The organism is uncultured Azohydromonas sp. (genome assembly GCF_937926365.1).
In the GTDB taxonomy this organism is placed as follows: Bacteria; Pseudomonadota; Gammaproteobacteria; order Burkholderiales; family Burkholderiaceae_C; genus Azohydromonas.
Map to the genome: position 1 here is coordinate 1 of NZ_CALAOH010000096.1, position 26134 is coordinate 26134.

Here is a 26134-nt window from a genome sequence, read left to right on the forward strand (position 1 = left end):
GGCCAAGAAGAAGCCGCTGGAAACCGTCAAGCCGGCGGACCTGGGCGTCGATGTCGCGCCCCGGATCAGGACGCTCAAGGTCAGCGAGCCGCCCAAGCGCGGCGCCGGCGTGAAGGTGCCCGACGTGGCGACCCTCGTCGAGAAACTCAAGAACGAAGCCAAGGTGATCTGACATGGCCGCACTCGTCATTGCCGAACACGACAACGCGTCCCTCAAGGGCGCGACCCTCAACACCGTGACTGCCGCAGCCGCTTGCGGCGGCGAAGTGCACGTGCTGGTGGCCGGCGAGAACGCCGCCGCCGTGGCCCAGGCCGCCGCCCAGGTGCAGGGCGTGAGCAAGGTGCTGCACGCCGACTCGCCCGCGCTGGGCAAGCAACTTGCGGAGAACGTGGCGGCGCAGGTGCTCGCTGTGGCACCGGCCTACAGCCACATCCTGTTCCCCTCCACCGCCAACGGCCGCAACGCCGCCCCGCGCGTGGCCGCCAAGCTCGACGTGGCGCAGCTCAGCGACATCACCAAGGTCCTGAGTGCCGACACCTTCGAGCGCCCGATCTACGCCGGCAACGCCATCGCCACGGTGCAGAGCGCCGACGCGGTGAAGGTCATCACCGTGCGCACCACGGGCTTCGACGCCGCGCCCGCCACCGGTGGTAGCGCCGCCGTTGAAACCATCGCAGCGGTGGCCGACAGCGGCAAGAGCGCCTTCGTCGGCCGCGAGCTGACCAAGTCGGATCGGCCCGAGCTGACCGCCGCGAAGATCATCGTCTCGGGTGGCCGGGCACTGGGCTCCGCTGAAAAATTCACGGAAGTGCTCACGCCGCTGGCCGACAAGCTGGGCGCCGCGCTGGGTGCCTCGCGCGCCGCGGTGGATGCCGGTTACGCCCCCAACGACTGGCAGGTGGGCCAGACGGGCAAGATCGTGGCCCCGCAGCTCTACATCGCCTGCGGCATCAGCGGCGCGATCCAGCACCTGGCGGGCATGAAGGACTCCAAGGTGATCGTGGCGATCAACAAGGACCCGGAGGCGCCGATCTTCAGCGTGGCCGACTACGGCCTGGAGGCGGACGTCTTTGCCGCCGTGCCTGAGCTGGTCAAGGCGTTGTGAGCATGAAGGCGGCGTACATCACCGGGCATGGCGGCAACGAGGTCGTCCTCGTGGGCGAGCGACCCATGCCTGAACGCCGCTCCGGTGAGGTGCTGGTGCGCATCCGTGCCGCCACGCTCAACCGGGTGGACCTGTACATGCGCGACAGCGGCGCGGGCATCACGCACCGGCTGCCGCAAATCATGGGCCTGGACGGTGCGGGCGTGGTGGAGGACGTGGATGCCAACGAGCCCCTGCTGCGCCCCGGCCAGCGCGTGCTGCTGCACCCGGGCATCAGTTGCGGCCGCTGCGAGTTCTGCGCACGCGGCGAGGGCGTGCTCTGTACCGGCATCGGCTACCTGGGTGAGCACCGTGACGGCACGCTGGCGCAGTACGTGGCGCTGCCCGCGCGCAACGTCTTTCCCATGCCCGAGGGCTTCAGCTTCGAGGAAGCCGCCGCCCTGGGCGTCAACCACCTCACGGCCTGGCGCATGCTGTTCAGCAAGGCGCAGTTGAAACCCTGGGAGACGGTGCTGATCTTCGGCATTAGTGGCGGGGTGTCGTTGGCGGCGCTGCAACTGGCGAAGTGGGCAGGCGCGCGGACCATCGTGACCTCGCGCGAGGACGCCAAGCTGCAGCGCGCGCTGGCGCTGGGCGCCGACCATGCCGTCAACGGCGCACGCGAGGACGTGGACAAGGCGGTGCTCGCGCTCACCGGCGGGCGCGGTGTGGACGTGGTGATCGAGAACGTGGGCGCGGCCGTGTGGGCCAGTGCCATGAAGTCCGTGGTGCGCGGCGGTCGCATCGTCACCTGCGGCGCCACCAGTGGCGACCAGCCGCCGGCGGACCTGCGCCGCATCTTCATCCGCCAACTGCAGATCCTGGGCTCCACGCTGGGCGACCTGCACGAGATGGCGCAGCTGCTGCAGGCGGTGCAGCGCGGCGGCATCCGTCCGGTGATCGACTCCACCTGGGCACTGGACGAGGTGCACGGCGCGCTGAGCCGGCTGGAAGCCGGGGCCCAGTTCGGAAAACTTGCCATCTCTTTGCCGCAATGAAGCACTACACCCTACATGACGGCGTCGCCGTCGTCACCCTGGACCAGCCGAGCGTCAACAGCCTCAGCCATGCGCTGCGCAGCTTCATCGTGCAGGCACTCGATGCAGCGCAAGCCGATGCGGCCGTGCGCGCCATCGTGCTGGCCGGCAATGCCAGGGCCTTCTCCGCTGGCGCGGACGTGTCCGAGCTGGGCACGCCGCGGCAGTTGGCCGAGCCGATCCTGCCCACGGTGCTGCAGCGGCTCGATGCCGCTGGCAAGCCGGTGGTGGCGGCGCTCGCCGGCGTTGCGCTGGGCGGTGGCCTGGAGCTGGCGCTGGCTTGCCACGCCCGTGTCGGGCTGGACAGTGCCGCGGTCGGGCTGCCCGAGATCAACCTGGGCCTGATTCCCGGCGCCGGCGGCACGCAGCGCCTGCCCCGCCTGGTGGGCGTGCCGGTGGCGCTGGAGATGATGCTCGGCGGCGCCCCGCGCAGCGCGCGCCAACTCGCCGACAGCGGCCTGTTCGAGCGTGTGGTCGCGAACGACGTGGTGGACGCGGCCTGCGCGGTGGCGCGCACCCTGGCCGCGCAGGGCGGCGTGCTGCCGCGTGTGCGCGACCGTCAGCCTGAGGCCGCGACGGTGGCGGCGCAGGTGGCCGCCGCGCGTGAGCAGCTCAACCCGCGCCAGCGTCTGCAGCCAGCCTACGCGGCCCTGCTGGAGGCGGTGGCCGCCTGCGCGCTGCCTTTCGAGCAAGGCCTGCAGCGCGAACGCGAGCTGTTCCTGTCGCTGGTGTCCACCACCGCGGCGCAGGCCTTGCGCTACCAGTTCAAGGCCGAGCGTGAGGCCACGCGGCTGCCGCCGCAGTTCCAGGCCGAGCCGCGCGCAGTCGAGGCAGTGGCCGTCATCGGCGCCGGCACCATGGGCACGGGCATCGCCATCTGCGCCCTCGACGCGGGTCTCTCCGTGCTGCTGCTGGAGCAGGGCGGACAGGCCCTGGAGCGTGGTACGCAGCGCGTGCACGAGCACTACGCCGGCCGGGTTGCGGCCGGCAAGATGGCGCAGGGCGCGGCCGAGGCCGCCCAGGCGCGGCTGAAGGCTACGCTGGACTGGGCCAATCTGGCGGGCGCCGACCTGGTGATCGAGGCCGTGTTCGAGGACCTGGCCGTCAAGCGGGACGTGTTCCGCCGGATCGACGCCCATGCGCGGCCCGGCACGGTGCTGGCGAGCAACACCTCCTACCTCGACCTCGATGCCATCGCCGCGGCCACGGCACGTCCCCAGGACGTGCTGGGCCTGCACTTCTTCAGCCCGGCCAACGTGATGAAGCTGCTGGAGGTGGTGCGCGGCGCGCACACCGCGCCGGACGTGCTCGCCACCGGCATGGCGCTGGGCAAGCGGCTGAAGAAGATGCCCGTTTTGTGTGGCAACGCCTTCGGTTTCATCGGCAACCGCATCTACAACGCCTACCGCAAGCAGTGCGAGTTCATGCTGGAGGACGGTGCCTGGCCGGAGGACGTGGATGGCGCGCTCACCGCGATGGGTTTCGCGATGGGACCGTTCACGGTGGCCGACCTCTCCGGGTTGGACATCGCCTGGCGCATGCGCAAGGCCCAGGCCGCCACGCGCGATCCGCGCGAGCGCTACGTGGGCATCCTCGACGAGCTGTGCGAGCAGGGCCGGCTCGGCCGCAAGAGCGGCGCCGGCTACTACGCCTATCCCGACGGCAAGCAGGCGTCCACCACGGATGCCGTCGTGCGCTCGCTCATCGAGAAGGCCAGCGCGCAGCGCGGCATCACGCGTCGGCCCCTGGATGCCGCCACCATCCAGCGCCGCGCGCTGCTGGCGATGATCAACGAGGCCGCGCTGCTGATGGCCGAGGGCGTGGCCGCGGGCGCCAGCGACATCGACGTGGTGCTGGTGCAGGGCTACGGCTTCCCGCGCTGGGAAGGCGGCCCCGTCTTCTGGGCCCGCCAGCAAGACCGCTCCACGCTGGAGTGCGAGCTGCGCGAGCTCGCCGCCGGGGCCGGCCCGACCCAGCGGGTGGGCGACCTGGCGCTGCTGCTGGGATGAGCGCCAGCCCGTCATTGCCTGCGCGCTGATCGGCATCTACCGCCACGAGTTCGTCAACAGCGCCGTCATCGACGGGCTGATGCGCGTGCAACTCGACGCCGGCGTGCCGTCTTCTCCACCGTGCTCATGCCGTGCAACTTTCAAGACCACGACGAGCACCGCGGTTTCTTCGCCGCGCACTCCGTAAAGAAAGGTGAGGAGGTGACAAGCGCTGCGCCGGCGACGCCGCGCAGCTCGCGCCAGCTCGGCGCGCTCGCGCGCTGACGCTGGAGGCACTCGTGAAGTAAGCTGCCGCCGCGGCCAAGCACTGAGGAAGTTTTCAAGAAGCAAAGACCGCCCTCAGAGAATTGCAGCCACTGACACGAGGACAGGAACATGGAAATTCGAGATCAGTCCATCATTAGGAGTTGGCACGCTCACGTGTATTTCGATTCAAACAGCCGATCCGAGGCTTGGTCACTGCGCGAGATGATTGAATCCGAACTTGCCGATCAAGTGGAAATCGGCCGCTTTCACGAAAAACCAGTGGGTCCGCACCCTATGTGGAGCTATCAATTGGCGCTTTCGCCGTCGCACTTCTCTCAGGTAATGAGCTGGCTCGCGTTGAACCATGGCACATTGGATGTGTTCGTGCATCCGAACACGGGCGACGAATTGCGTGATCATCGAGACTCGGCGCTTTGGCTGGGCAGGTCCCATGAGCTCAATTTGGCAGCTCTCGCCCGTCAACAGATCTAATACCGTTCAGCCATCGCCTCCCAAACTCCAGCTCAAGCAGCCTTCCCCTTGGATTGGACTTCGGACTGTTATTGCCAGCCGAGCGGCTTATTGGAAGCTGTGCGTGGTGGAGCATCAGATGGGTGCCTTTGCTGCAGGATATTTCGCTACGGCTGCGCGCCATCGTGATGCGCAAATTTAATGTTGGAAACGCGCCGATTCAGACCAAAGGCCCAGCCACTGTCAAGACAAAATTGAAATGTCGCATTGGCGGCCAAGTAGATGTCGCATGGCCGGCAATGGCGGGTCAGGCGTCTTCTCGCGGGCTTGTTGAGTGGCGGTTTGCAGGTAGTCAACCGTGAAGCGCGCTGGGAGCGCTGGGTACCTGGAGCGGGCTTGCCCTGGCGCAGCGGTGCGCCGGCGTGGGTGCGCGAAGGCGTACTGGGCCTCTTGATTGCTAGCCAGTGGCGGGCTGGTTGCGCCCGCAAAATCCACGGATGAGCTTTCTCAGAATGCCTGTCCTGCGCCGGCTGCAACGCTGGTCGGCGCAGAGCGGCGGCTCGCTCAAGCTGCGCACGACGCTCTCCGGCATCGTGGCCCTGATCCTGGGCATCCTGCTCACCACGGTGGTGCTGGTCCAGCGTGCCGAGCGCGACACGCTGGCCAGCCGCAGGGACAGTGAGTTGCACGAGGCCGCCCACACGGCGGCGGTGCTGTCCAGCCGCATGGTGGAACTGCAGCAGGCGCTGCGCCTGGCGGCCGGGCAGATCGATGCGTCGTGGCTGCACGACCGCGCGGCACTGGAGCGATTCCTGATGACCCAGGCAGTGCTGCGCAACCTGTTCGGCAACATCTTCGTCGCCACGCCGGACGGGCACGTGAGGGCCTATGCCGAGCGTGATGGGGTCCATGCGCCCGCCATCAACGTGCGGGACCGCACCTACTTCCAGCAGACCCTGGCCGAGGGCCGGCCCGTCGTGTCAGAGGCGTTGGACAGCCGCGTCGTGCCCGAGCCCGTGGTGGTGCTGGCTCATCCACTGCAGGGAGCCAAGGGCGTTGACGGCGTCATCGGCGGGGCATTGCGGCTGGTGAGCGGCGACCTGATGGCGCACGTGCTGCATTACCAGGGCCCCGATGACCAGAGCGCGCTGCTGGTGGTCAGTGACCTGCAGGGCCGCATCCTGGCCCATCCCGACCCGAGCCTGGTGCTGCAGCCGCTGGAGCGCGAGCCGCGGCTCGAAGGCGCGTGGGCCGGCTGGGAGGCCATGCGCTCGCCGCTGGAGCCTGCCGGCATCACGGTGGAGGTGCCCGGCGCGGTGGTGTCGGTCGCGGCCGTCTCGGGCCCGCAGTGGCTGGTGTGGCGGGTGCTGCCCGAGGAGAATTTGCTTGGCCCATTGCACCAGGCGCGCCGCCAGGCGTTGGACTGGGCCGCCGTGATAGTGCTGCTGGCCAGCCTGGTGTTGCTGCTGCTCACAACGTGGCAACTGCGCCCGCTGCGCGCGCTGGCACGCCGGGCGCAGCGCCTGTTCGACACGGGCGTCGATCCGCACGCCGGCTGGCCCGAGGCCGGTGGCGAGATCGGCCATCTCACCCGCGTGCTGCGCCATGTCGGCGCCGAGCGGGTCCAGTTGGAAGCTTCCAATGCCGAGCTGATGAAGCGGCTGCAGTCGGTGATGGCCGCCGCGCCGGTGGGCATCGCGTTCACGCGTGCGCAGCGCTTCGAGCTTGTCAATGCCGAGCTGTGCCGGCTGCTGGGCTACCCGGCGCAGGCGCTTTCGGGCGCCGCCGTGGCCGGGATCGGGTTGCCACAGCAGGCGCTGGACAGCCTGCTGCGTCGCGTTGGCCGCGCATTGCACGTCGGCCGCCCTTACCGGGGTGAATGGCAGCTGCGGCGAGCCGACGGCAGCACGTTCTGGGCCGAGATCAGCGCCCAGGCCGCGAACCCGGCCGACACGGCACAGGGCCTGATCTGGACCGTCGTGGACATCGATGCCCGGGTGGCTACCCGCACGCGGCTGCAATGGAGCGCCCACCACGACCCCCTCACCGGGCTGGCCAACCGCGCCGCCTTCGAGCAGCGGTTGCACCAGGTCTTTGGTGCACGGCCGCGCTCCATGCCCGCGGCACTGGTGGCCATCGACCTGGACCACTTCAAACCCATCAACGACAGCGCCGGCCACGCCGCGGGTGACGCCATGCTCAAGGCCGTGGCCACGGCCATTTGCTCGTGTGTGCGCGCGGGCGACCTGGTGGCGCGCCTGGGCGGCGACGAGTTCATGCTGCTGCTGGAGCGCTGCCCGGGCGAGCGCGCCCTGCCGATTGCCAATGCCGTGTGCGCGGCCGTGGCCGGTATCGAGCTGCCGTGGGAAGGCCGGACGTTGCGCGTTGGGGCCTCCGCAGGCGTGGCGGCGCTGCAGGCGGACATGACGGAAGTGGCGCACTGGCTGCGCGCGGCCGACCGCGCTTGCTACGACGCCAAGGGCGCCGGCCGTGGGCGGGCTCGCGCGGCCGGTCCGCCGGCGAGCGAACCGTAACGCCGTGCCGATGCCAGGTCGGTATCGGCATCAACCATCGAGGATGCCCTGGCGTTACGCGAATCCGCCGGGCCACCACCGCGTTGGCCCCGACGGGTATCCCGCACCCCATTGAAGCCTGAACAGGCCCAGCACGCTGCCGAGTTGGGGGCAGCGACTGTGCGAAACGCTCGACACGGAAGCGCATGGTGCCGCGGAAGTTGATGTGGCCGAAGCCACTCGCTCGCCATACGCAATAAAGAAAGCTATTCGGAACGAATCCCGTTGCCAAGCGGGTCGCTTTCGCGATCGATGCCTATGAGCCTCGAGATGCGCACAGGCGAGCTCGCGAGTTTCTCGACTTCATGCAGCAGGTTCCGGTCTGTCATGGTGGCCCGCGCACGCAACCTGACGTACTCGGCCCACGACGCAAGGATGAATCGTTCGACGAAGACGCCGTCTTCCCCCAAGTTGCGAAAGACGCGCCAACTGATGGCTCCATTGCGCCGGCGTACGGGTTCAACGGTGTGAATGGCGCGGAGAAACGCTTCACGGTGCTCGACATCGATGCGGTATTCGAGCTGGATCAGGACCGGGCCGTCCTTCGGTCCGGGCTCGACGGCAATGGCCAGTTCCGGTAACTGCGCTCCCGGGGTGACATCTGCCTCGTTGCCCATCGCCACCCGTGCGCGGCGGCTGATGGCCAGCAGCAGGAGCATGGTGATGGCGGAGCTCACCAGCGCGGCCTGAGTTCCGGCTGCCGAGGCCACCGCACCCCACAAGGCGCTGCCGAAGGCAAGGCTCGCCTGGTTGGCGACGAGATTCACTGAGACGGCCCGCGCCCGAACCCAGGCCGGCGCGCTGCTCTGGGTGCCGGCCGAGAGTCCCGCCAGTACGCAGACCCATGCCGTGCCGCATGCAAAAGCCGCCAGGATCGCGACAGCAACGACATCGATGACCGCCAGCAAGGCGATGGCACCCAGCCACAGCATCGTTCCTGCCGTTACGACAGCGTTCAGCGATCTGCGCTGCAGCTGTCCTGGTATGGCCAGCGCGCCTGTAATTGCGCCGGCGCCGAAACCGGCCGAGAGCAGGCCAAAGCCACCGGCTCCGAGTTGGAGCTGGTCGCGCGCGATCACGGGAAGCAACGCCCAGAATGCCGCAGCACACAGGCTGAAGCTGACATTGCGAACCACCAGCGTGCGCATTGCCGGCGAGTGTCGGGCGAAGCGCAGGCCGCTCAAGACGCCAGACAACACCGTTTCCGGCACCCCGGGCAGCGCGCGCTCGCGCTTCTTCATCCGATAGACCGCGACGACCATCAGGATGAAGCACAGCGAGCTGGTGAGCAGCGCGCTGCCCGAGCCGATCCAGGCGGCCATACCCCCGGCGAGTGCAGGCCCGATTGCGCGTGCAACGTTGAATGCGACCGCGCCCAAGGCCACCGCGCGCGGCAGATCCTCTCTGGACACGAGGTCGTTGATGCTGGAGGCCTGGGCCGGAAGGTACAAGCACAGGCCGACGCCGACCAGGAAAGTCAGCGCAAGCAGCAAGGCCGGGTGGGCGAATCCAGCGAGCGTTGCTGCGCCCAGGATGGCGGTGGATGCCAGCAACAGGCATTGCGTTGCAAGGATGAGCCGGCGCCGGTCCACGATGTCGGCCAGCGCGCCGGCGATCAAGCCGAACAAGAGTGCCGGCGCGGTACTTGCCGTCTGCACCAGGGCCACCATCAGCTGGGACGGCGTCAACGTGGCCATCACCCAGGAGGCGATGGTCGTCTGCATCGTGTAGCCGAGTGCCGTCCCTATGGAGCCGAGGTAGAAGAGCCGGAACTGGGCATGCCGCAGCGGTGACGCCTCGAACAACCGCGATGCTGAGGAGGCAAGGAATGGTTTCACGCAGGCAGTCTAACCATCGCACAAGCAGCGGTCGTGCGGGCGGACGGACGGGCTTGCCAAGGCTGTAACGGCCGGGCCGGTGCGGCAGAGGGCGCCGCAAGGCGCGGACCGGGGCGAAGGCACGGTCACGCTGAAGGCCCGTCCATGTAGGCCAGGATTGGCCTGGGGCGCACCGAAGGGCCGCAGCAGCGCCCCTGCCGGCCACGGGCATTGACGCGCAGCAGCTGCCGCTTGGCCTGTGCGAAGGCGTGCATGGCGTCGGTGCCGGCAAGGCCGACCGTCGCCGCGCCGGCATACTCGTGCCTTGATGTCATTCCTGCACTCGGAAACCTTCGCTCCTCTTCGCCACTCGGTCTTCAGGATGCTGTGGCTAGCCTGGCTGGCCGCGAACCTGACGATGTGGATGAACGACGTCGCGGCCGCCTGGCTGATGGCGCAACTCACCAACAACGCCACCCTGGTAGCGCTGGTGCAGGCAGCTTCCACGCTGCCCGTCTTCCTGCTGGGTCTGCCCAGCGGCGCCCTGGCCGACATCGTGGACCGGCGCCGCTACCTTGCCGTCACTCAGCTCTGGATCGCCAGCGTTGCGCTGGTGCTGGCCGTTTCGTCGGTGGCCGGCTGGCTCAACGCCTGGAGCTTGCTGGCACTGACTTTTGCCAACGGCATCGGACTGGCGATGCGCTGGCCCGTGTTCGCCGCCATCGTGCCGGAGGTGGTGTCGCGCCAGCACCTCCCGGCAGCGCTGGCACTCAACGCGATCTCCATGAACGCCTCGCGCGTGGTGGGTCCGATCGTGGCTGGCGCTTTGCTTGCCGGGGCCGGCAGTGCGGCGGTGTTCGCGCTCAACGCGCTGCTGTCAGCCACAGCCTTCATCATCATCCTGCGGTGGCGCCACACGCCGCAGGCCAGCTCGCTGCCGGCAGAGCGGCTGCTGGGTGCCATGCGCGTGGGCCTGCAGTTCGTGCGCCAGACACCGGCGCTGCGTGCGCTGCTGGTGCGCACGGTGCTGTTCTTCGTTCAGTGCACCGCGTTGATTGCGCTACTGCCATTGCTGGCCAGGCGTTTCGGCACAGGTGCCAGCACGTTCACGCTGCTGCTGGCCGCGATGGGCGTGGGCGCGGTGGCTGCCGGTGTCGTGGTGCCGGCGCTTCGCCGGCGGTGGTCTGCGCAACGGGTGACAGCCATTGGGATCACGTTATATGCGGGGGCCAGCGTGGCCATGGGCGTCGCACCGAGCTTGTGGGTGGCCGTGCCGGCGATGGTGGCGGCCGGCATGGGGTGGCTCTCCACGGCCAATACCTTGATGGTGTCGGCACAGCTGGTGCTCCCGAACTGGGTACGTGCACGAGGCATGGCCGTGATGCAGGTCGCCACGATGGGCGGCACTGCCGGGGGTGCATTGCTGTGGGGCCAGGTCGCCACCTGGAGCAGCGTGCCGGTGGCTGTGGCCGCCTCGGCCCTGGTGGCGCCTGTGCTGCTGGGCGTCATGGCCCGGTGGGCCGTGCGCGTGCCGGGCGACGAGGAGGTGCAGCCCTCCCCGCCTCGTGCCACGCCCACTGCGGCGTTCGATGTCGACCCGCTGGCCGGGCCCGTGATGGTGACGGTCGAGTACAACATCGAGCCTGAGCGCGCTTCGGATTTCATAGCCGTCATGGAAGCCACGCGCCAGGCACGGCTGCGGCTGGGCACGCTGCAGTGGAACCTGCTGCGCGACAGTGCCGACCCAACCCGCTACGTCGAATGCTTCGTGGACGAGAACTGGGCAGAACACCTGCGGCGCTTGCAGCGCTTCACGGTTGCGGACGCACAGCTACGGGACCAGCGCTTGTCGTTCCACACGGCCGCCGAACCACCTGTGATACGTCGGCTTATTGGGGCCGGCGCGGCCCACGGTTGAGCAACTTTCTGGGTTGCGATGAGAGGTCGAGTCCGGGTTGCCGAACGCACGCCCAGGGGGGATGAGGCCTGCGACTCCCATGGCACGCTCAAAGGCATGCCAGACACTTTCGATCCCCGGCCACCTCAGGAGTTGCCTGCCTTCTATGACAAGTTTGCAGCGCGGTATTGCGCGCACGGCGTGCGCTTGTTCGGCTTTCGATTGAGGTGGATCGCCTACCGCAGCGAGGAACTGGATCGGGGTATCGAGCGTGCGGTGCTGGACTTGGCCTGGGGAGAAGAAAACGTCACCCGGCAAGTCCAATTCGTTGCGCGCGCCCTTGAGGAAGTCCAGGGTGCATTCGCACTGACCTTCGTGGAGGTAGGGTGCAAGAGGATGCTGTGGGGCGCAGACGATGAGCTGATGAAGCCGGCGGTGCTGCGGATTTCGATGTGGCGCACCGACCACCCGTGCGGACTGATCGGCCACATCGAGCTGGATGCCGAGGGCCGGCCCACAGGCGCAGCGCAGGCGCCGTTGCCGCTGGTGCGCATGGGCGGCTGAGCCAGCCGGCACAACCTGCCCGTAGCACCGGACCTGCTGCAGCGCAACTTCAGCCCCACGGCACCGAACCAGGCCTGGACCAGCGACCGCGTGGGCGCCCTGCTCGGACACGCCGGCCTCACCACGCGCAATACGTGCACGCGGAATCGCACCGCGTGGCGGAGGAGATGAAGAAGTTCTGGAGGCAACTGGCCTGGTCCAACATCGATCAGAGACGCGTGACACAGTCACCACATGCTCACCGCCCCGAAAAGGAGGAATGGCGTTCAGAAAACCGTCCAGGCCGTGCTTCAAAAAATCAGGCGCTGGGAGGCAGAACAGGCGGTGCAGAGGTTCAACGCTCGGTCTCCCAAAAAAAGAGCACTTTCCGCGCTGGAGTCAATGGACCCGCTCCAAACAAGGCCAGCCAAATTTTCACGTACGGCCTGGAGCCAATGGTGCTACATTAATTCACTGGCGCTTGCAGCGGGTGTCCTTGCAAAAGGTCATTTTCGATGCGGCGCCCGGATCACGAGTTGATCTCCCTCCTGCTCCAGAGCTGCTGATTGCTTCGGCGATCTCAACGTTCTGGTTGCCCTTGGCTCGCAGCGAATACCCCTGCCAGCTTGGCGCCCGGACCGAGTTCATCCGCCGCCTGTGCGTGCGCCTTGCACGCCACTTCAGTCAGACCCGGCTGGCCCCAATGAGGGCCGTGCCGCCGAAAGCCTCTCATCAATAAATCTTTGCGGGTCGGCAAGTACCTTGTCTCCCCTTTGACCCGACATCTCGGGCCCAACCGTTACGCCGCCTCCGTTTCAATTCGCAGCGGCTGCGGCAGCGCCACCCACGACCGCGTCATGCGCTTCGTGCCGGAATTCGACTCCGGCGAAGCCGCCCTGCACTACGCCACCGCTCAAGGACTGGACTGGATCGGCCGTGCCCTTGCCAGCCAGACCCGGGCCGGCGCTGCCCGGATTTCCCACCCTTTACACATACTGGAGTAATTCCATGGCCAAGGAAGAACTGATCGAAATGCAGGGCGTGGTCGGCGAGGTCCTGCCCGACTCGCGTTTTCGCGTGAAGCTGGAAAACGGACATGAACTGGTGGCCTACAGCGCCGGGCGCATGAAGAAGCACCACATCCGCATCCTGGCCGGCGACAACGTTTCGCTGGAGCTCTCGCCCTACGACCTGAGCAAGGGTCGCATCACGTTCCGGCACCTCGAACGCCGAGGACCGCCCCCGTCGGGCCAGCAGCGCAGGCGTTGATGCTCCAGGCCGCAGCGACAACCCATGACATTGGCTTTCTGGCAAGGAAGCTGATCCACCGCACCAGCCAGAGCTGGGGCCTTTCCACTTTTCTCCCCCATCCCAACAAGGATTGACGACATGACGACTGAAACTGGCACCGTGAAATGGTTCAACGAAGGCAAGGGCTTTGGCTTCATCGCGCCTGACAACGGCGGCAAGGACCTGTTCGCCCATTTCAAGGAAATCAAGGGTAGCGGCTTCAAGACGCTCGCCGAAAACCAGCGTGTGGAATTCGAAGTCACGCAGGGCCAGAAGGGCCCGCAGGCTTCCAACATCCGCACGCTGTAAGCCACGGCATCCCCTGTTTGCCAACTGATTCCTACAAGGATTGACGACATGACGACCGAAACCGGCACCGTGAAATGGTTCAACGAAACCAAGGGCTTTGGGTTCATCACGCCTGACAACGGCGGCAAGGACCTGTTCGCCCATTTCAAGGAAATCAAGGGCGGCGGCTTCAAGACGCTCAGCGAGAACCAGCGCGTGGAATTCGAAGTCACGCAGGGCCAAAAGGGCCCGCAGGCTTCCAGCATCCGCACGCTTTGACCATAGCTCGTGCACGGCTTCCGGGGTCATTCTCGTGGCTTCCTGAACGCGAGCGACTCGACCGATCGCACCGTGGAACCGCCGGGATCGCTTGCGGCACCCCGTGTTTCCCAACTGTTTCCACAAGGATTGATACATGACCACCGAAACCGGCACCGTGAAATGGTTTGATGAACCCAAGGGTTTTGGCTTCATCACGCCTGACAACGGCGGCAAAGACATGTTTGCCCACTTCAGCGAAATCACGAGCGGCGGTTTCAAGACACTCGTCGAGAACCAGCGCGTCGAATTCGAGATCACTCAGGGCAGGAAAGGCCTGCAGGCTTCCAATATCCGGGTGCTGTAACGACGGCCCGGGCTCGCCCCGCAGGGTGTTGCCTGCAAACGCCCTGAACGCCAATGTCCTGGCGGACGCAGTGCACCAGCGCCGGCTGTACCTGGTGACGAGCCGAGTCAGGCAGCCGTTTCAGCCGCGCGGGGCAACAGCGCGGTGAAGGTGGTGGCGCCGTTGGCGGATGCAACCGTCACCATTCCGCGGTGCGCACGCGCGATCTCGCGGACGATGAAGAGACCCAGGCCAACGCTGTGTGCTCCTTCCTGCGTGCCTTTGCCGCGTGTCATGGGGTCGAACAGGTGCGGCAGCAACTCCGCGGCGATGACAGGCCCTTCGTTGCCGACGGCGATCGAGAAGGTCCCGTCGTTGATGGCCGAAGTCACGACGACGGGCTTGTCCGGCGCGCCGTAGGTGATGGCATTGGCGACCAGGTTGCCGACCATCTGGACCAGGCGGTCACTGCTGGCGACGCAGGCGCCGCGTCCGCGCTGCTGGTGCACGATGCTGCGCCCCTCGAACGCGAGCCGCAGATCCTCGACGCTTTCTGCCACCAGCGCATGAAGGTCGATCGGCTCCAGCTGGACTTGCAGCCCGTTGCCCAGCCGCGCCTGGGTGAAATCGAGCAGGTCCGCGATCAGCCGCGCGGCACGCAAGGTCGATGCGCTCAGCCTGCCCAGCGCCCGCAGCTGGTTGGACGACAGCTCGCCCATGCCGATCAGGTGGGCGCTCATGCGGATCACCGACAGCGGGTTGCGCAGGTCGTGGCTCACGATGGCCATCATCTGCTCCGCGAACAGGGCGCGGTCCTCGGCTACCGTCTTCTGCCGGTCGCGCTCTTCCTGGGCCACGGCCAGCGCCCGCTGCGCCTCCTGATGCCGCGCGAGCAGCTCCTCGGCGCGCTTGCGCTCCAGCAGCAGCTCTTTCTCGTACTTGTGGCGGTCGTGGGCGAGAAACACGGCCAGCTCGTGCCACGTGCCATTCGCGCTGCTGCGCCGCACGGCGTTGAATACCATCGGCAACGGCCGGCCGTCACGATGCAGCACGTCGAGCTTGACCTCGGCAACCGAGCCCTGCATCGCGAGCAGCGGCGTCCAGTGTGTCTGGTGAAAGATGCGCCCGCCCATGCTGAGCAGGTCCTGCACCTTGACGCGCCCGAGCAGTTCCTGGGCCTCACGGCCCACCCAGGCGCAGAAGGTGTGGTTGACGCGCAGGATGACACCGTCGGTTGAAGTCACCAGCAGGCCACAAGCGGCGTTCTCGTAGAGGGACTCGACATCCGCCTTCGGCAGTGCGCCGGCAGTCTCGCGCTGCTCCATGCTCAGTCCGACACCAAGCCCAGGAACTCGTTGATGGCGCTCGTGCTGGCACACGGCGCACTCAGGTGCGGGCAGTGGCCGACGTTCTCGACCACGCGCAGCGTGGCGCGCGGCAGCGCACGGCACATGTATTCGCCAACCGCCCTCGGAGCGATCAGGTCGTCACTGCACTGCAGGATGAGCGTGGGGGTCTGCAGCCGGTGCAGGTCGGCGCGGCTGTCGGACAGGAACGTCACCCGGGCGAAGTGCTTGGCGATCTCGGGATCGGTGCGGCAGAAGCTGTTCGTCAGCTCGGCGCCCAGCGCCGGCTGGTCGGGTGCACCCATGATGGCCGGTGCCATGGTGCTGGACCAGCCGAGGTAGTTGCTCTCCAGCGTCTCCAGGAGGGCGTCGATGTCCGAGCGGGTGAAGCCGCCCACGTAGGCGCCGTCGTTGATGTAGCAGGGCGACGGCCCGATCATCACCTGTGCCGCGAATCGCCCTGGCGCCTCGAGATCCGCCAGCATGCCGATCATGGCGCTCACCGAATGACCCACGAAGACGACCGGCCCCGTTGCGAACTGCTCCGCGATCTCCAGCACATCGTCCGCATGGCCTTGGAGGGTGTCGTACTTGGCGCGGTCATAGGCCGCAAGGTCGGACAGGCCGCTGCCGACCAGATCGAACAACACGATCCGGAAGCGATCCTGAAAAGAGGGCGTCATCAATCGCCACATGTTCTGGTCGCAGCCAAAACCATGCGCAAACATCATGGTCGCCGGTCCCTCGCCCATCACATGAACGTTGTTCCTTCGTCGCACATCCATGCCTGTCTCACGCCTTTCGCTGCGCTGCCGGAAAAGGCGCGTTATCTGGAACAACCGCTACAAGGCGTCGCCATGCACCATCTGGCGCAGCGCGGCCATGACCTGCTGAGGTGTCGCAGGATAACCAGCCAGCGCAGGGCGTGAATGCACGATGGACATTACGGCCTGCCGCTCTTCCCAGGACGCGCAGCGACAGACCTCTGCCAGCGCGTCACCAGGAAACTGTGCATCGGCAAGCTGCACCGCCTGCTCGATCAGCGCCACTGCCCGGAGCGTGTGCATGATGTTCCTTCCCGGCGTCATTACCGAACCAGGCTCATTGTGCAGTGCAACATGCCATCCAGAGCCATGCACGGCGCGCCATGACCTTTGATTCGCGTTTATGCAACACCGTCATGAAGCTGGCGGTCGGTGTGCCGCTTGGTAGGGGAGACGGTTCCCGGGTGCTGTTGCATGCTTGGTGGTCCACCAACCACCGTGAGCCACCGCCGCCTATGTCCCCTGACGAACTACGCGCCCACTTCGCGGCGCAAGCGCCCACCGAGATCCCGAGCTGGTTCCAGCCGGCCATGGATCACCTGTCGGTACCCTCGCTTCCCGAACGCACCTCGGACGACAAGCGGGACAACGCGGCCGTGAAGGTCTGGTCCGATCAGAAGAACCAGGCCAATTTGCAGCGTGAGCAGTACCGGTACTTCACCTGGCGCTGGTACTACGCCGACCAGATGTTGGCACACGCCGGAACAGAGATCAGGCTGCAGCCGCACTCCTGACCTGATGCCACCGGGCAGCGGTACCGCATCACCGCTGCTACCGGCCGGCGCTGCAGTGCACGGCCGTTGCAGCCATGCCCGGCGCCGTTGTGCGTGCGGCACACACTCACAAGCACAGGTTTGGCAACCTGCAGCGCCCGGGACACGAAGCACGATCAGGCTTCGCTGTTGTGGACGAAGTAGTCGGGCAACTCGGGACCCCAGAGGTAGAGCGAGTCCTCTGGCGGATGGTCGCCGGCTTGCCAGGTCATGCCCATGGGCACGAAATCCATGCCCGCCGAATACTCGGCAAAGGAACCCCAGGGATCGCGCACATAGTGGAAATAGTTGGAGCCCAGCACGTGGCGCCCGGTGCCCCAGCCCTCCTTGTAGCCGGCATCGCGCATCTGCTCGGCGCCGCGGCCGACCTCGTCCACGTCGGCGACATCCCAGGAGCTGTGGTGCCAGCCCCGTGCCGTGCTGGCGACGAAACTGGCTCAGCGGGCAGCCGAAGTTCGCCGCAAGCGCTCCGCGGCCGGTGATACCGCGAATCGGGAGTCCAGCTCAGCGCGAAACATCAACCACCACGCGCCCACGAACCTCCCCTGCCAGAATAGCCTTGGCCCATTTCGCCAAGTCGGACATCGGCACAACCGTGGTGATGGTTTCCAGTGCATTGGGCGCCAAGTCACGGGCCAAGCGCTCCCAGGCGGCCAAGCGCTTGTTCATGGGCGCCATGACGGAATCCACGCCCAGCAGAGCCACACCGCGAAGTATGTGAGGCAACACCGTACCCGGAAGGTCGGGGCCTCCAGCCAGGCCGCACGCAGCCGCTGCTGAACCGTACTCCATCTGTGCGAGCAGGTTGGCCAAAGTAATGCCTCCCACCGAATCAACGGCCCCGGCCCAGAGTTCCTTTTGCAGCGGACGCAGCGGAGCCTGTAGAGCGGCTCGGTCCAGAAACTCGGTCGCGCCCAGTCCCTGAAGATAGCCGTGCGTTTCTGCCCGGCCGGTGGATGCCGTTACCTGGAAACCGGCTTTCGCAAGCAATGCCACTGCGATCGAACCCACGCCGCCGGCTGCGCCGGTCACCAGCACCTTGCCTTGGCCCGGCTTGGCATGACCCCAGCGCTCCAGGGCATCGACACACAGCGCTGCCGTGTAGCCGGCCGTACCGATGGCCATGGCCTGCATCGGCGTGAACGCGTCGGGCAGCCTTACCAGCCACTCGCCCTTGACACGCTGAAAGCGCGAGAACCCGCCCCAGTGTTGCTCGGAAAGTCCAAAGCCGTTGAGCACGACCCGGTCACCGGCCTTCCACAAGGGTGAGGTGGTTTCCACCACTTTCCCGGCCAGGTCGATGCCTCCCACCATGGGTAGAGTGCGAGCGACCTTGTTGCGGTTGCCGCTGAGAACGAGTCCATCCTTGTAGTTCAAGCCGGAGTACTCGATCTCAACCAACGTGTCGTGGTCCGGAAGGTCTTGCAAACGCAGTTGCTTGAAGACGGTGGCGGGCTTGCCGTCAACCTCTTCGACAACGACGGCGGTAAAGCTCTCACTCATGATGTTCTTTCGGTTCGGTTATTGCTGAACGGCAAATCAAGCGCTCTTGCCGATTTGCGTCCTGTCTGCCAAAGCAAGGCCAGCGGCCCCCACTGGGCCACTGCGTGGTTCCTTTTGCCAGGCGCTGCTTGACGCAGCGCACCGGTCAGCGAACTGCGGCGCCGCGCACGGTTTCGACCAGAGCGTCCACGTTCTGCGGCAGGGCGTCTCCACGCCATGCCACGTGGCCATCTGGACGCACCAGCACCAGTCGGTTGCGGTAAAGCGCGGCAACTTCCGGTTGGTCGATCTCGTGGACCTGCAGAGGCATCTGCACTGCTTGAGCCGCCGTCGACAACGGCCCGGCTTCGGACGATGCCCCGCCAAATGTCAGCAGTACGAAGCCGCGGCCGAACAGGTCCAGCGTGGAGCGGCCATCAGTCAGCCAGGCGTGCGGCGCGCGGTGTCCCGGCCGCGCGCTCGGTACATAGAAGCTGGGGTGATCCTCCGTCGGCGGCGTACCGTCGCTGACGACCAGCGGGGAATCGTCGTAGCGGTAGCCCAGAGCAATGCCTTGGGAAAACCATTCCTGATGCAGCGAAACAACGAGCGAATTGCCGATGTTGCGGCGCGCGGCGGCACCCTGTGGCCCGGCCTTGTCCACGTTGTCCATCCCGCTGCCCACCCACGCGTGGTAGTTCTGCGTGGCGCTGCCCAGATTGCGCAGTGCAACGGGCCGCCGTTCCGTGGTGTAGGCATCCAGCAGGCGTTCGCCGCCCCAGCCTGCCAGGCGGGCCGACAGCATCCAGCTCAGATTCGTCGCATCGCCAATGCCGGTGTTGAGCCCGTGTCCGCCCGTTGGCGAGGTCGTATGGACCGAATCGCCCGCCAGCCATACGCGACCGCGCCCGTAGGTGCGCGCCAGCGTTTGCGCCCGACGCCACGGCACCACCCTCTCGATGACGTAAGGTACCTCGATCTTGCCGAAGGCACGGCGGATGATCGGGTTGATGTCGAACGTTTCCGCATCCAGAGCCGCTTCGGAGCCGACCACGGTGAACCGGTACAGCCCCCGACCGTCCACGGAGGTCATGTTGGCCCACGTGCCCTCCGGTCCGATGAACATGAATCGCTCAAGGCTGCCGAAATCGTGGTAGCGCTCCAGGTGCTCGATCCGCAGCATGGCGCTGAGCGAGAAGTCCATCTGCTTGATCAACTCGAAAGGAATGCCGAGCGACTTGCGGATCGGACTGCCGGCCCCATCGCAGCCGACGAGGTACGCCGAACGGATCTCCACCTGTTCTCCCGTCGACGTGTCGCGTAGCCGCGAGGTGACACCCTCGTCGTCCTGCACGAACGATTCGAAGAGCAGGTTGTACCGCAGCCGGGCGTGGCGGCTGGCCTGCACGGCGCGCGCCAGGATCGGGTCGAACTGGTTCTGGGCGCAGCGGCGCATCATTTCCGGACCGACTGCGGGGACGCCGCGATCGCGCGCGGACGGCACCTTGCTGCGGCCGATCAGGTATCCATCCAGCGACGTGCAGTAGACGGTGTCGCGCGCCTCGTCATCCGGATAGGCGGCGACGATCTCCTCCGTCAAGCCCCATCGGCGGCAGAACTCCATCGTGCGCTCATTGTGAGTGCCAGCCTTCGCCTGCACGACCAATGCGGTACCCGCCTGTTGTTCGGCGACCAGGCATTCGGTCCCCTGGTGGTTGAGGTCCAGCGCCAATGCCAATCCGACCGGCCCGCCACCGACGATCAGGACCGGTGTTTCCATGTAGTTGTTCATCTTCCTTGACCCTCTCTCAGGACCCATGACGGGGCTTGGCCGCGCCTCGCTGTGCCAGGCGCGCCACGATCTGATCGATCTGCGCCGGATCGACCCCCGCTTCGCGCAGCACCTCGGCCGTGTGTTGCCCCAGCGACGGCGCCGGCAGGCGCACGGTCGGCGGCGATTCGCTCCACTGGGTGGGTGGACGCAGTTGCCGCACCACGCCCTCGGTTGGATGCTCAACGAGCTGGAACATGCCTACCGCTTCCAGGTGCGGGTCCGTGACCACGCTATCCAGCGTGAGCATGGGCGCTGCCGGGATGTCCGCCCGGTTCATGAGCTCGAGCCAGTCCGCCGTGCTTCTGGTCCGCATGATCTCGGCCAGCTCGGCGTACAGCGCACCCGCATGGGTCGTTCGGCTTCGAAGGCTCTGCACGCGCTCGTCGGTATCGAAGCGCTGCGGCTGGCCGATCGCCTCGAAGAATGAACGCCAATGCTTGTCGGTGTAGACCACCAGGCAGATGAAGCCGTCAAGGGTCGCATACGGCCGGCGTTCCTTGGTCAGCGTGCGCTGGTAACCCATCGGACCCTCCGGCGGCTCGAACGTCTGCCCGCCCATGTGGTCTCCGATGGTGAACTGTGTCATCGTCTCGAACATCGGCACTTCGATGAACTGGCCTCGGCCGCTGCGTTCACGCCAGTGCACCGCCGACAGCAGCGCGATGGCCGCGTGCAGCCCGACAACGCGATCGTTGAAGGACAAGGGCACGTAATGGGGCTGCTCGGAGCCCGCCTGCACCAGCATGGCCGGCATGCCGGTCAACCCCTGCAGCAGGTCCTCGTATGCGGGCCGTCCGGCATAGGGGCCGTCGCTGCCGAAGCCGACGAGGCTGATCCAGATCAGGCGAGGATTGCGGGCCGACAGGTCTTCGTACGTGATGCCCAGGCGGGCCAGCGCCGCGGGACGGACGTTGCAGATCAGCACGTCCGACTGAGATGCCATCGCAACGAAAGCCTCGACGCATTCCGGCACCTTGAGGTCGAGCACGACACTGCGCTTGTTCCGGTTCAGGTGCAGGAACAGGCATCCCATGTCCGCGTGGCGCATGGGCGGGATCTGCCGCGTCGTGTCGCCCGAAGGCGATTCGATCTTGACCACGTCGGCACCGTAATCGGCCAGTATCTGCGTGGCATACGGGCCCATGACGACGTTGGTCATGTCCAGGATTCGCAAGCCAGCCAAGGCCGATGCATGCAGTCCGTGCGTCGTGGCTGAGTTCTCAAGTGCGGCTGACATATTTTTCCACCCAGGATTGCGTGTATTGCTGCTGTTGCGCCTGCTTGAGGCCTTGGGGACCTTCAGCCTTGAGGATTTCCTCGAAGAGGCGACCATCGGGTGCCTTGGCATGGCGGCTCATCGATTTGGTGACCAGATCACCGCTGCGGCCGGCAACGCGGGCGACGCTGCGGCCGCCTGCTTCGCCAGCCTTGTCGATGGCTGCCTTGTTGAGGCGCACTGCGTCTTCGGGCATGCGTGCGATGCGTTCGGCCAGGTCGGCAGCGCCTGATTCGAGCTGGCCGCGTTCAAGGACGAGCAGCACCAGTCCGATATCGGCAGCACGACGGGCATCCAGGCGCTCGCCGGTGAATATCAGGAACTTGGCCCAGGCTTGCCCGATCAACGGCACCAGCTCCGAGCCGCCCGGATGGCCGAAGCGGCCTTCAGGCAGACCAAAGGTCGCATCGTCGGAGGCCAGCACGAAGTCGCACTGCGCTATGAAGCCCAGCCCTGCACCCAGGCAGGCCCCGTGTACCGCGGCGATGGTCGGCTTCTGCGTCTGCCGCACGGCGGCGTGGAAGCGGTCCACCTCGGCGATGAGGAACTCGTCCTGCCTGGCTCCGGCGAACGCTTCGAGGCCGGTGAGATCGCCGCCTGCGCAGAAACTGCGGCCCTCGGCGCGGATCAGGATCGCGCCGGTGTCAGGATCAGCGTCGGCCCACTGCAAAGCAGCCGCGATTTCGGCCCGATTCGAACCCGGGCCAAATGCGAGCGCATTCAACTTGTCCGGGCGCGCGAGCACGACGTGCGCGACGCCGTTGCGCCTTTCCAGGCGAATGTTCCTGAACTCGGGCGGTGCCATCGTCGTCATTCCGGCTTGATGTTGTTGACTTTGACAATTTCCCGGGACAGGCGGAGGTTTTCGCTGACCATGCGCGCCAGCTCCGTGTCGGTAGACGTGCGCGGCTCATACCCGCCATCGCGGACGCGAGACTGGAACTCGGCGGTCTTCATCACGGCAAGCAGGTCTTCGCGCAACTTGCCCATCACCTGGGGCGGCAGTCCCGCCGGCGCGAAGGCGGCATACCAGGGGTTCAGCTCCAGCGAGTAGCCCTTGGACTGGAACGTGGGCACGCTGGGTTGAGAAGGCCAGGGCTTCGAGCCGGTCATGGCCAGCGGAAACAGCTTCTTGGCCGCGAAGTGCTGCTCCATGCCTGCCAGCGTTCCAAGGAACCCGTGCAGTTCGCCTCCCAGCAGGGCCCGGATGATGGGCGCCGTGCCTGTGTAAGGCACCAGCGTCGCCTTGATGCCCAGCGTGCTCGTCATGCGGACGGTATCCAGATGCTGCTGGCTGTTGGCGATGATGCCCAGGTTGAGCTCACCCGGCTTGGCCTTGGCCTGGGCCACGAAGGCGTCGAGGGTCGTGGGCCCCTTCTGCGAGGCGATCAGGAAGTACGGGGTGGACGCGATCAGGGTGAGCGGCTGGAGCTCGCGCTCGACATCGAACAGCGGTGTCCGGTTGAGCGCGCCATGGGCCGAGATCGCGATGTTCGCGATCAGGAATTGGTAGCCATCGGGTTTGGCGCGGGCGACTGCCTGCGTGCCCAGCGCCGTGCCGGCACCGGGCTTGTTCTCTACGACCACCGGAACGCTCCAACGCTTGCCGAGTTCGGGCGAGAGAAGGCGCGCGAAAAAGTCGAGCGGGCCACCGGCGGGCGTGGGCACCACGAGCGTCACCGCGCGTTCAGGGAACCCGTCTGCCTGAGCCGGCGCTGCCGCGCCGAGCACGCCCAAGCCAAGGGCCAGGGAAAAGGAGATGCCGCCCAAGCGCGTGCGGACCGAACGAGAACTCATGTGCTTGTCTCCTACCAAGTGGTTGTTGAGTTCGATGGTAGGAAGGGGCATGAGATACGTCAAAGTAATATCATTGATAAGGTTCATCAGGGAGGCTTATGTTTACGTTGAAGCAGCTGGCGGTTTTCGACGCCATCGCACGCCTGGGCAGCGTCAGCGAAGCAGCCGACCAGCTGGCCATGACGCAGCCTGCGGCGAGCATGTCGCTGCAGCAGCTGGAGCAGATGCTTGGCGCGGAGTTGTTCGTGCGCGTACGCAAGCGGCTTGTGCTCAGTGAAAAGGGCAAGGCCCTTCAGCCGATGGCGCGCTCGATGCTGGTGCAGGCAGAAGAGATCAAGACGTCGCTGGCCTCCACGTCCCAGCAGAAGCAGATCCGCATCGGAGCCAGCCCTACCGTCGGCGATTACCTTCTCAACGAAATCTGCCCACGCTTCCAGAAGCGCCATCCGCAGGTTCGGCTCAGCATTTCGATCATGCCGGCCTTCGACGTCATCAACCGCGTCGACGAGATGGCGCTGGATCTGGGGCTGATCGAGTTCATCTCGGTACGTCCGACCTTGGACATGCTGAGGTGGCGCAAGGAGTCCCTGGTCGTGTTCTGCTCGCCGGAGCATCCACTGGCGCACGAGAAGCGTCTGCGGGCGGCCGATCTCAAGGATCAGAGATGGTGCCTCCAGCACCGGTTCAGCGACACACGGCGCCAGTTCACATTGGCGCTGCTCAACCACCTGCCAACGATGGAGGTGGTCTTGGAGAGCGACAGCTTGAACATCCTGCGCAGTGCAGTGGAATCCCGCATTGGCCTGGGTTGCCTGCCCCGTCCGTGCATTGCCCGAGAGCTGAGCGAGGGACGCTTGCGGGCATTGGCGATCGAAGACCTCGATCTCACGATTCCGATATCAATCGTCTCGCGCAAGGACGTGCGGAAAAGCAAGCACCAAGAGGATTTCGTCGCCGAATTTGGTGCTGGCCATTCCAGTGCTGCATAGACGAAGGGGGCCAAGCTCGCGGGCTGAGCCGTTTCCCCGTGCAAGGGAGGCATGTCTGTTGCTGAATCTGACCGGCCCCTGCCGGCCGGGCAGCGGGCCCGCCGGATCGGGCGCGCTGATCCTCTTGCCTTTGCCGCCTTGTTCGCCACCTGGTGCCTGCTGATCGGCTCGCTGCTCGTCACGATGGGGCTGAGCCACACGCTGCTCAAGCGGCTGCCGGTCAGCGCGGCGGCGCTGTACTTGGCGGCCGGCTACGTGCTTGGGCCGCACATGCTGGGCTTCATCCAGCTGGACATCGTGCGCGACGCCCAGCTGATCGAGCGGCTCACCGAGGTGGCCGTGCTGGTCTCGCTGTTCGCGGTCGGCCTGCGGTTGCGGGTGCACCTGGACGATCCCCTGTGGCGTGCGCCGGTGCTGCTGGCCAGCGTGGCGATGCTGCTGACCATCGCCTGCATCACGGCGCTGGGATTCTGGCTGGACGGGCTGTCGCTGGGCGCCGCGGTGCTGATGGGAGCCATGCTGGCGCCGACCGACCCGGTGCTGGCCTCGGAGGTACAGGTCGAGCAGGTGGGCGACCGCGACCGCCTGCGCTTCAGCCTCACCGGCGAGGGCGGGCTCAACGACGGCGCCGCTTTCCCCTTCGTCATGCTGGGGCTGGGATGGTTGGGCCTGCACGACATGGGCGAGCGGGCCTGGCGCTGGTGGGCCGTGGACGTGCTGTGGGCAGTCGGTGCCGGGCTGACGCTGGGCTGGTTCATGGGCGTTGGCTTTGCACGCGCCGTGGCTTGGCTGCGCCGCGAGCGCATGCAAGCGCTGGGCATGGAGAGCTTCCTGTCACTGGGCCTGATCGCGCTGGCCTACGGCGTGGCCCTGAAGCTCCGGGCCTACGGCTTCCTGTCCGTGTTCGCGGCCGGGCTGGCAATGCGCCACGTAGAGCACGTGGCCAACCCCCGGCGGCCCATGGATGTGCTGGACGCGGAGCCCCAGAAGCAACACTACATCGCACCGGCGGCGCTGGAGTTCGCGCTGAACTTGGAAAAGCTCGTCGAGCTGACCGTGATGCTGATTGTCGGCAGCCTGCTCAGCGCCGACGAATTTGGATGGCACAGCGTCCCGGTGGCGGCGGCGCTGCTGCTGGTGGCCCGGCCGCTGGCCGTGTGGCTGAGCACGTCGCGCCTGGGCTGGACGCCGATGCAGCGCGCGCTCGCCGCCTGGTTCGGGGTTCGCGGCGTGGGCTCGCTGTACTACCTGGCCTACGCCGTCTCGCACGGCGCGCTCACGCAGGACACCCCGGTGGTGATCGACGCGGTGCTGGTCACCATCGCGCTGTCCGTGCTGCTGCACGGTTCCTCGGCAACGCCGGCCATGCGGCTATACCAGCGCAGGCGCCGGCGCGAGGCCTGAGCGCCCGTCCTGGGACACCGGGGCCGGAACACGAAACTGCGGACAGCCACTTGTTGATTCGGCATCAACGACGCTTGAACTCCTCAAGACCACTTTCCCTTGCACGAGCGACAGCACCTCCACCTGCTCCCGAACCGGGATGCGCTCGTACTCCTTGCGCTCCCAGTCGAAGTAACCCAGGGTCGCATCCTCGAAAGCACCGATGGCGGTGATGCGGCTGGCCTCCAGGCCCTGCTCGGCGGCAAAGCGCTCCAGCAGGGAAACCAGCTCATCGCCACGTTCGAAAACCAGAGCAAAGGTGCGCTCCGGTGCCTGGTTGAGCAGCTTGGATTGCATGGCAGCCCCTTCGATTGCCTGGAACCCGCGCACCCTGCCTGTAGTCGCAGGAAGCGAGGGCCTTGCAACGGCATCGCGGCAAGCGCGGTGCCGTTGCGCTTAACCCTACAGTTGCAGTTATGGTTATTGGTTTGGACGCATAGTTGGCGGTGA

The 26134-nt window shown here is 66.4% G+C and carries 25 protein-coding genes and 3 pseudogenes; 17 read left to right on the forward strand and 11 right to left on the reverse strand.

Annotation, left to right across the window (positions count from 1 at the left end):
- The 7 genes and pseudogenes from Q0741_RS09870 to Q0741_RS09900 all read left to right on the forward strand — a co-directional run.
- Positions 1-172 (forward strand): annotated as a pseudogene (locus Q0741_RS09870) (electron transfer flavoprotein subunit beta/FixA family protein); the annotation flags it as partial.
- A 1-nt stretch (position 173) separates the two neighbouring features.
- Positions 174-1106 carry an electron transfer flavoprotein subunit alpha/FixB family protein gene (locus Q0741_RS09875; RefSeq protein ID WP_298233030.1) on the forward strand — a complete coding sequence of 311 codons (933 nt, stop codon included), beginning with the start codon at positions 174-176 and terminating at the stop codon, positions 1104-1106.
- A 2-nt stretch (positions 1107-1108) separates the two neighbouring features.
- Complete coding sequence (locus Q0741_RS09880; protein ID WP_298233031.1) at positions 1109-2143, forward strand: zinc-binding dehydrogenase; 1035 nt, start codon at positions 1109-1111, stop codon at positions 2141-2143.
- Positions 2140-4191, forward strand: coding sequence for a 3-hydroxyacyl-CoA dehydrogenase NAD-binding domain-containing protein (locus tag Q0741_RS09885; protein ID WP_298233032.1), 2052 nt, complete (start codon positions 2140-2142; stop codon positions 4189-4191). The genes Q0741_RS09880 and Q0741_RS09885 overlap by 4 nt, the downstream gene beginning before the upstream one ends.
- 10 nt (positions 4192-4201) lie before the next feature.
- A pseudogene (locus Q0741_RS09890) lies at positions 4202-4455 on the forward strand (6,7-dimethyl-8-ribityllumazine synthase); the annotation flags it as partial.
- Between the two features lie 111 nt (positions 4456-4566).
- Positions 4567-4929 carry a DOPA 4,5-dioxygenase family protein gene (locus tag Q0741_RS09895; protein ID WP_298233033.1) on the forward strand — a complete coding sequence of 121 codons (363 nt, stop codon included), beginning with the start codon at positions 4567-4569 and terminating at the stop codon, positions 4927-4929.
- A gap of 491 nt (positions 4930-5420) precedes the next feature.
- On the forward strand, positions 5421-7442 hold the full coding sequence (locus Q0741_RS09900) for a diguanylate cyclase (protein WP_298233034.1): 2022 nt from the start codon (positions 5421-5423) through the stop codon (positions 7440-7442).
- Between the two features lie 245 nt (positions 7443-7687).
- Here the strand turns inward: Q0741_RS09900 and Q0741_RS09905 are convergent, their stop codons facing one another.
- Positions 7688-9319: an MFS transporter gene (locus Q0741_RS09905; RefSeq protein WP_298233035.1), complete on the reverse strand. Its 1632-nt coding sequence runs from the start codon at positions 9317-9319 to the stop codon at positions 7688-7690.
- Positions 9320-9626: 307 nt separating this feature from the next.
- On the opposite strand from Q0741_RS09905, the gene Q0741_RS09910 reads away from it, so the two are divergent.
- The 7 genes from Q0741_RS09910 (at position 9627) to Q0741_RS09940 (ending at position 13941) form a co-directional block, all read left to right on the forward strand.
- Positions 9627-11216, forward strand: coding sequence for an MFS transporter (locus Q0741_RS09910; protein ID WP_298233036.1), 1590 nt, complete (start codon positions 9627-9629; stop codon positions 11214-11216).
- Positions 11217-11312: 96 nt separating this feature from the next.
- Positions 11313-11759, forward strand: a complete 447-nt coding sequence (locus tag Q0741_RS09915; protein WP_298233037.1) for a hypothetical protein — start codon at positions 11313-11315, stop codon at positions 11757-11759.
- Between the two features lie 710 nt (positions 11760-12469).
- Entirely contained in the window at positions 12470-12742 is a 273-nt protein-coding gene (locus tag Q0741_RS09920) for a hypothetical protein (RefSeq protein WP_298233054.1), read from the forward strand.
- A 4-nt stretch (positions 12743-12746) separates the two neighbouring features.
- The gene (infA, locus tag Q0741_RS09925; RefSeq protein WP_298233038.1) at positions 12747-13007 is read left to right on the forward strand and encodes a translation initiation factor IF-1; all 261 of its coding nucleotides are present in this window, start codon (positions 12747-12749) and stop codon (positions 13005-13007) included.
- Positions 13008-13127: 120 nt separating this feature from the next.
- Entirely contained in the window at positions 13128-13337 is a 210-nt protein-coding gene (locus Q0741_RS09930; protein WP_298233039.1) for a cold-shock protein, read from the forward strand.
- A gap of 48 nt (positions 13338-13385) precedes the next feature.
- Positions 13386-13595: a cold-shock protein gene (locus Q0741_RS09935; protein WP_298233040.1), complete on the forward strand. Its 210-nt coding sequence runs from the start codon at positions 13386-13388 to the stop codon at positions 13593-13595.
- Positions 13596-13731: 136 nt separating this feature from the next.
- A complete protein-coding gene (locus Q0741_RS09940; RefSeq protein WP_298233041.1) occupies positions 13732-13941 on the forward strand; it encodes a cold-shock protein in 210 nt (69 codons plus the stop codon).
- 107 nt (positions 13942-14048) lie between these two features.
- Here the strand turns inward: Q0741_RS09940 and Q0741_RS09945 are convergent, their stop codons facing one another.
- From Q0741_RS09945 to Q0741_RS09955, 3 genes are read right to left on the reverse strand one after another with little or no spacing between them, the layout of a single operon-like run.
- Positions 14049-15245, reverse strand: a complete 1197-nt coding sequence (locus Q0741_RS09945; RefSeq protein WP_298233042.1) for an ATP-binding protein — start codon at positions 15243-15245, stop codon at positions 14049-14051.
- Positions 15246-15247: 2 nt separating this feature from the next.
- Positions 15248-16051 carry an alpha/beta hydrolase gene (locus Q0741_RS09950; RefSeq protein WP_298233043.1) on the reverse strand — a complete coding sequence of 268 codons (804 nt, stop codon included), beginning with the start codon at positions 16049-16051 and terminating at the stop codon, positions 15248-15250.
- Positions 16052-16108: 57 nt separating this feature from the next.
- The gene (locus tag Q0741_RS09955) at positions 16109-16333 is read right to left on the reverse strand and encodes a hypothetical protein (RefSeq protein ID WP_298233044.1); all 225 of its coding nucleotides are present in this window, start codon (positions 16331-16333) and stop codon (positions 16109-16111) included.
- A gap of 113 nt (positions 16334-16446) precedes the next feature.
- Between Q0741_RS09955 and Q0741_RS09960 the strand changes: the two genes are divergently transcribed.
- Positions 16447-16824 (forward strand): hypothetical protein, encoded by a 378-nt coding sequence (locus tag Q0741_RS09960; RefSeq protein ID WP_298233045.1) that lies wholly within the window; start codon positions 16447-16449, stop codon positions 16822-16824.
- Between the two features lie 155 nt (positions 16825-16979).
- On the opposite strand, the pseudogene Q0741_RS09965 reads toward Q0741_RS09960, so the two are convergent.
- The 6 genes and pseudogenes from Q0741_RS09965 to Q0741_RS09990 form a co-directional block, all read right to left on the reverse strand.
- Positions 16980-17297: pseudogene (locus Q0741_RS09965) on the reverse strand (VOC family protein); the annotation flags it as partial.
- A 70-nt stretch (positions 17298-17367) separates the two neighbouring features.
- Positions 17368-18366 (reverse strand): MDR family oxidoreductase, encoded by a 999-nt coding sequence (locus tag Q0741_RS09970; protein ID WP_298233046.1) that lies wholly within the window; start codon positions 18364-18366, stop codon positions 17368-17370.
- A gap of 145 nt (positions 18367-18511) precedes the next feature.
- The gene (locus Q0741_RS09975; RefSeq protein ID WP_298233047.1) at positions 18512-20137 is read right to left on the reverse strand and encodes an FAD-dependent monooxygenase; all 1626 of its coding nucleotides are present in this window, start codon (positions 20135-20137) and stop codon (positions 18512-18514) included.
- A 16-nt stretch (positions 20138-20153) separates the two neighbouring features.
- Positions 20154-21416, reverse strand: a complete 1263-nt coding sequence (locus Q0741_RS09980) for a CoA transferase (protein WP_298233048.1) — start codon at positions 21414-21416, stop codon at positions 20154-20156.
- Positions 21400-22260, reverse strand: coding sequence for an enoyl-CoA hydratase/isomerase family protein (locus Q0741_RS09985; protein ID WP_298233049.1), 861 nt, complete (start codon positions 22258-22260; stop codon positions 21400-21402). Before Q0741_RS09985 ends, Q0741_RS09980 begins: the two co-directional genes overlap by 17 nt.
- A 5-nt stretch (positions 22261-22265) precedes the next feature.
- Positions 22266-23339, reverse strand: a complete 1074-nt coding sequence (locus Q0741_RS09990) for a tripartite tricarboxylate transporter substrate binding protein (protein ID WP_298233050.1) — start codon at positions 23337-23339, stop codon at positions 22266-22268.
- 11 nt (positions 23340-23350) lie between these two features.
- Here Q0741_RS09990 and Q0741_RS09995 point away from each other — a divergent pair, with 11 nt between their 5' ends.
- Positions 23351-24241 (forward strand): LysR substrate-binding domain-containing protein, encoded by an 891-nt coding sequence (locus tag Q0741_RS09995; protein ID WP_298233051.1) that lies wholly within the window; start codon positions 23351-23353, stop codon positions 24239-24241.
- Positions 24242-24379: 138 nt separating this feature from the next.
- Entirely contained in the window at positions 24380-25645 is a 1266-nt protein-coding gene (locus Q0741_RS10000; protein WP_298233052.1) for a cation:proton antiporter, read from the forward strand.
- Here the strand turns inward: Q0741_RS10000 and Q0741_RS10005 are convergent.
- Complete coding sequence (locus Q0741_RS10005; protein WP_298233053.1) at positions 25613-25981, reverse strand: PPC domain-containing DNA-binding protein; 369 nt, start codon at positions 25979-25981, stop codon at positions 25613-25615. The genes Q0741_RS10000 and Q0741_RS10005 overlap by 33 nt on opposite strands.
- Positions 25982-26134 lie beyond the last annotated feature (153 nt).

Coding starts and splice junctions, on each gene's coding strand:
- Q0741_RS09875 (WP_298233030.1), top strand. CDS start 174: ATGGCCGCACTCGTCATTGCCGAACACGACAACGCGTCCCTCAAGGGC.
- Q0741_RS09880 (WP_298233031.1), top strand. CDS start 1,109: ATGAAGGCGGCGTACATCACCGGGCATGGCGGCAACGAGGTCGTCCTC.
- Q0741_RS09885 (WP_298233032.1), top strand. CDS start 2,140: ATGAAGCACTACACCCTACATGACGGCGTCGCCGTCGTCACCCTGGAC.
- Q0741_RS09895 (WP_298233033.1), top strand. CDS start 4,567: ATGGAAATTCGAGATCAGTCCATCATTAGGAGTTGGCACGCTCACGTG.
- Q0741_RS09900 (WP_298233034.1), top strand. CDS start 5,421: ATGCCTGTCCTGCGCCGGCTGCAACGCTGGTCGGCGCAGAGCGGCGGC.
- Q0741_RS09910 (WP_298233036.1), top strand. CDS start 9,627: ATGTCATTCCTGCACTCGGAAACCTTCGCTCCTCTTCGCCACTCGGTC.
- Q0741_RS09915 (WP_298233037.1), top strand. CDS start 11,313: ATGCCAGACACTTTCGATCCCCGGCCACCTCAGGAGTTGCCTGCCTTC.
- infA (WP_298233038.1), top strand. CDS start 12,747: ATGGCCAAGGAAGAACTGATCGAAATGCAGGGCGTGGTCGGCGAGGTC.
- Q0741_RS09930 (WP_298233039.1), top strand. CDS start 13,128: ATGACGACTGAAACTGGCACCGTGAAATGGTTCAACGAAGGCAAGGGC.
- Q0741_RS09935 (WP_298233040.1), top strand. CDS start 13,386: ATGACGACCGAAACCGGCACCGTGAAATGGTTCAACGAAACCAAGGGC.
- Q0741_RS09940 (WP_298233041.1), top strand. CDS start 13,732: ATGACCACCGAAACCGGCACCGTGAAATGGTTTGATGAACCCAAGGGT.
- Q0741_RS09945 (WP_298233042.1), bottom strand. CDS start 15,245: ATGGAGCAGCGCGAGACTGCCGGCGCACTGCCGAAGGCGGATGTCGAG.
- Q0741_RS09950 (WP_298233043.1), bottom strand. CDS start 16,051: ATGGATGTGCGACGAAGGAACAACGTTCATGTGATGGGCGAGGGACCG.
- Q0741_RS09955 (WP_298233044.1), bottom strand. CDS start 16,333: ATGCACACGCTCCGGGCAGTGGCGCTGATCGAGCAGGCGGTGCAGCTT.
- Q0741_RS09960 (WP_298233045.1), top strand. CDS start 16,447: ATGAAGCTGGCGGTCGGTGTGCCGCTTGGTAGGGGAGACGGTTCCCGG.
- Q0741_RS09970 (WP_298233046.1), bottom strand. CDS start 18,366: ATGAGTGAGAGCTTTACCGCCGTCGTTGTCGAAGAGGTTGACGGCAAG.
- Q0741_RS09975 (WP_298233047.1), bottom strand. CDS start 20,137: ATGAACAACTACATGGAAACACCGGTCCTGATCGTCGGTGGCGGGCCG.
- Q0741_RS09980 (WP_298233048.1), bottom strand. CDS start 21,416: ATGTCAGCCGCACTTGAGAACTCAGCCACGACGCACGGACTGCATGCA.
- Q0741_RS09985 (WP_298233049.1), bottom strand. CDS start 22,260: ATGGCACCGCCCGAGTTCAGGAACATTCGCCTGGAAAGGCGCAACGGC.
- Q0741_RS09990 (WP_298233050.1), bottom strand. CDS start 23,339: ATGAACCTTATCAATGATATTACTTTGACGTATCTCATGCCCCTTCCT.
- Q0741_RS09995 (WP_298233051.1), top strand. CDS start 23,351: ATGTTTACGTTGAAGCAGCTGGCGGTTTTCGACGCCATCGCACGCCTG.
- Q0741_RS10005 (WP_298233053.1), bottom strand. CDS start 25,981: ATGCAATCCAAGCTGCTCAACCAGGCACCGGAGCGCACCTTTGCTCTG.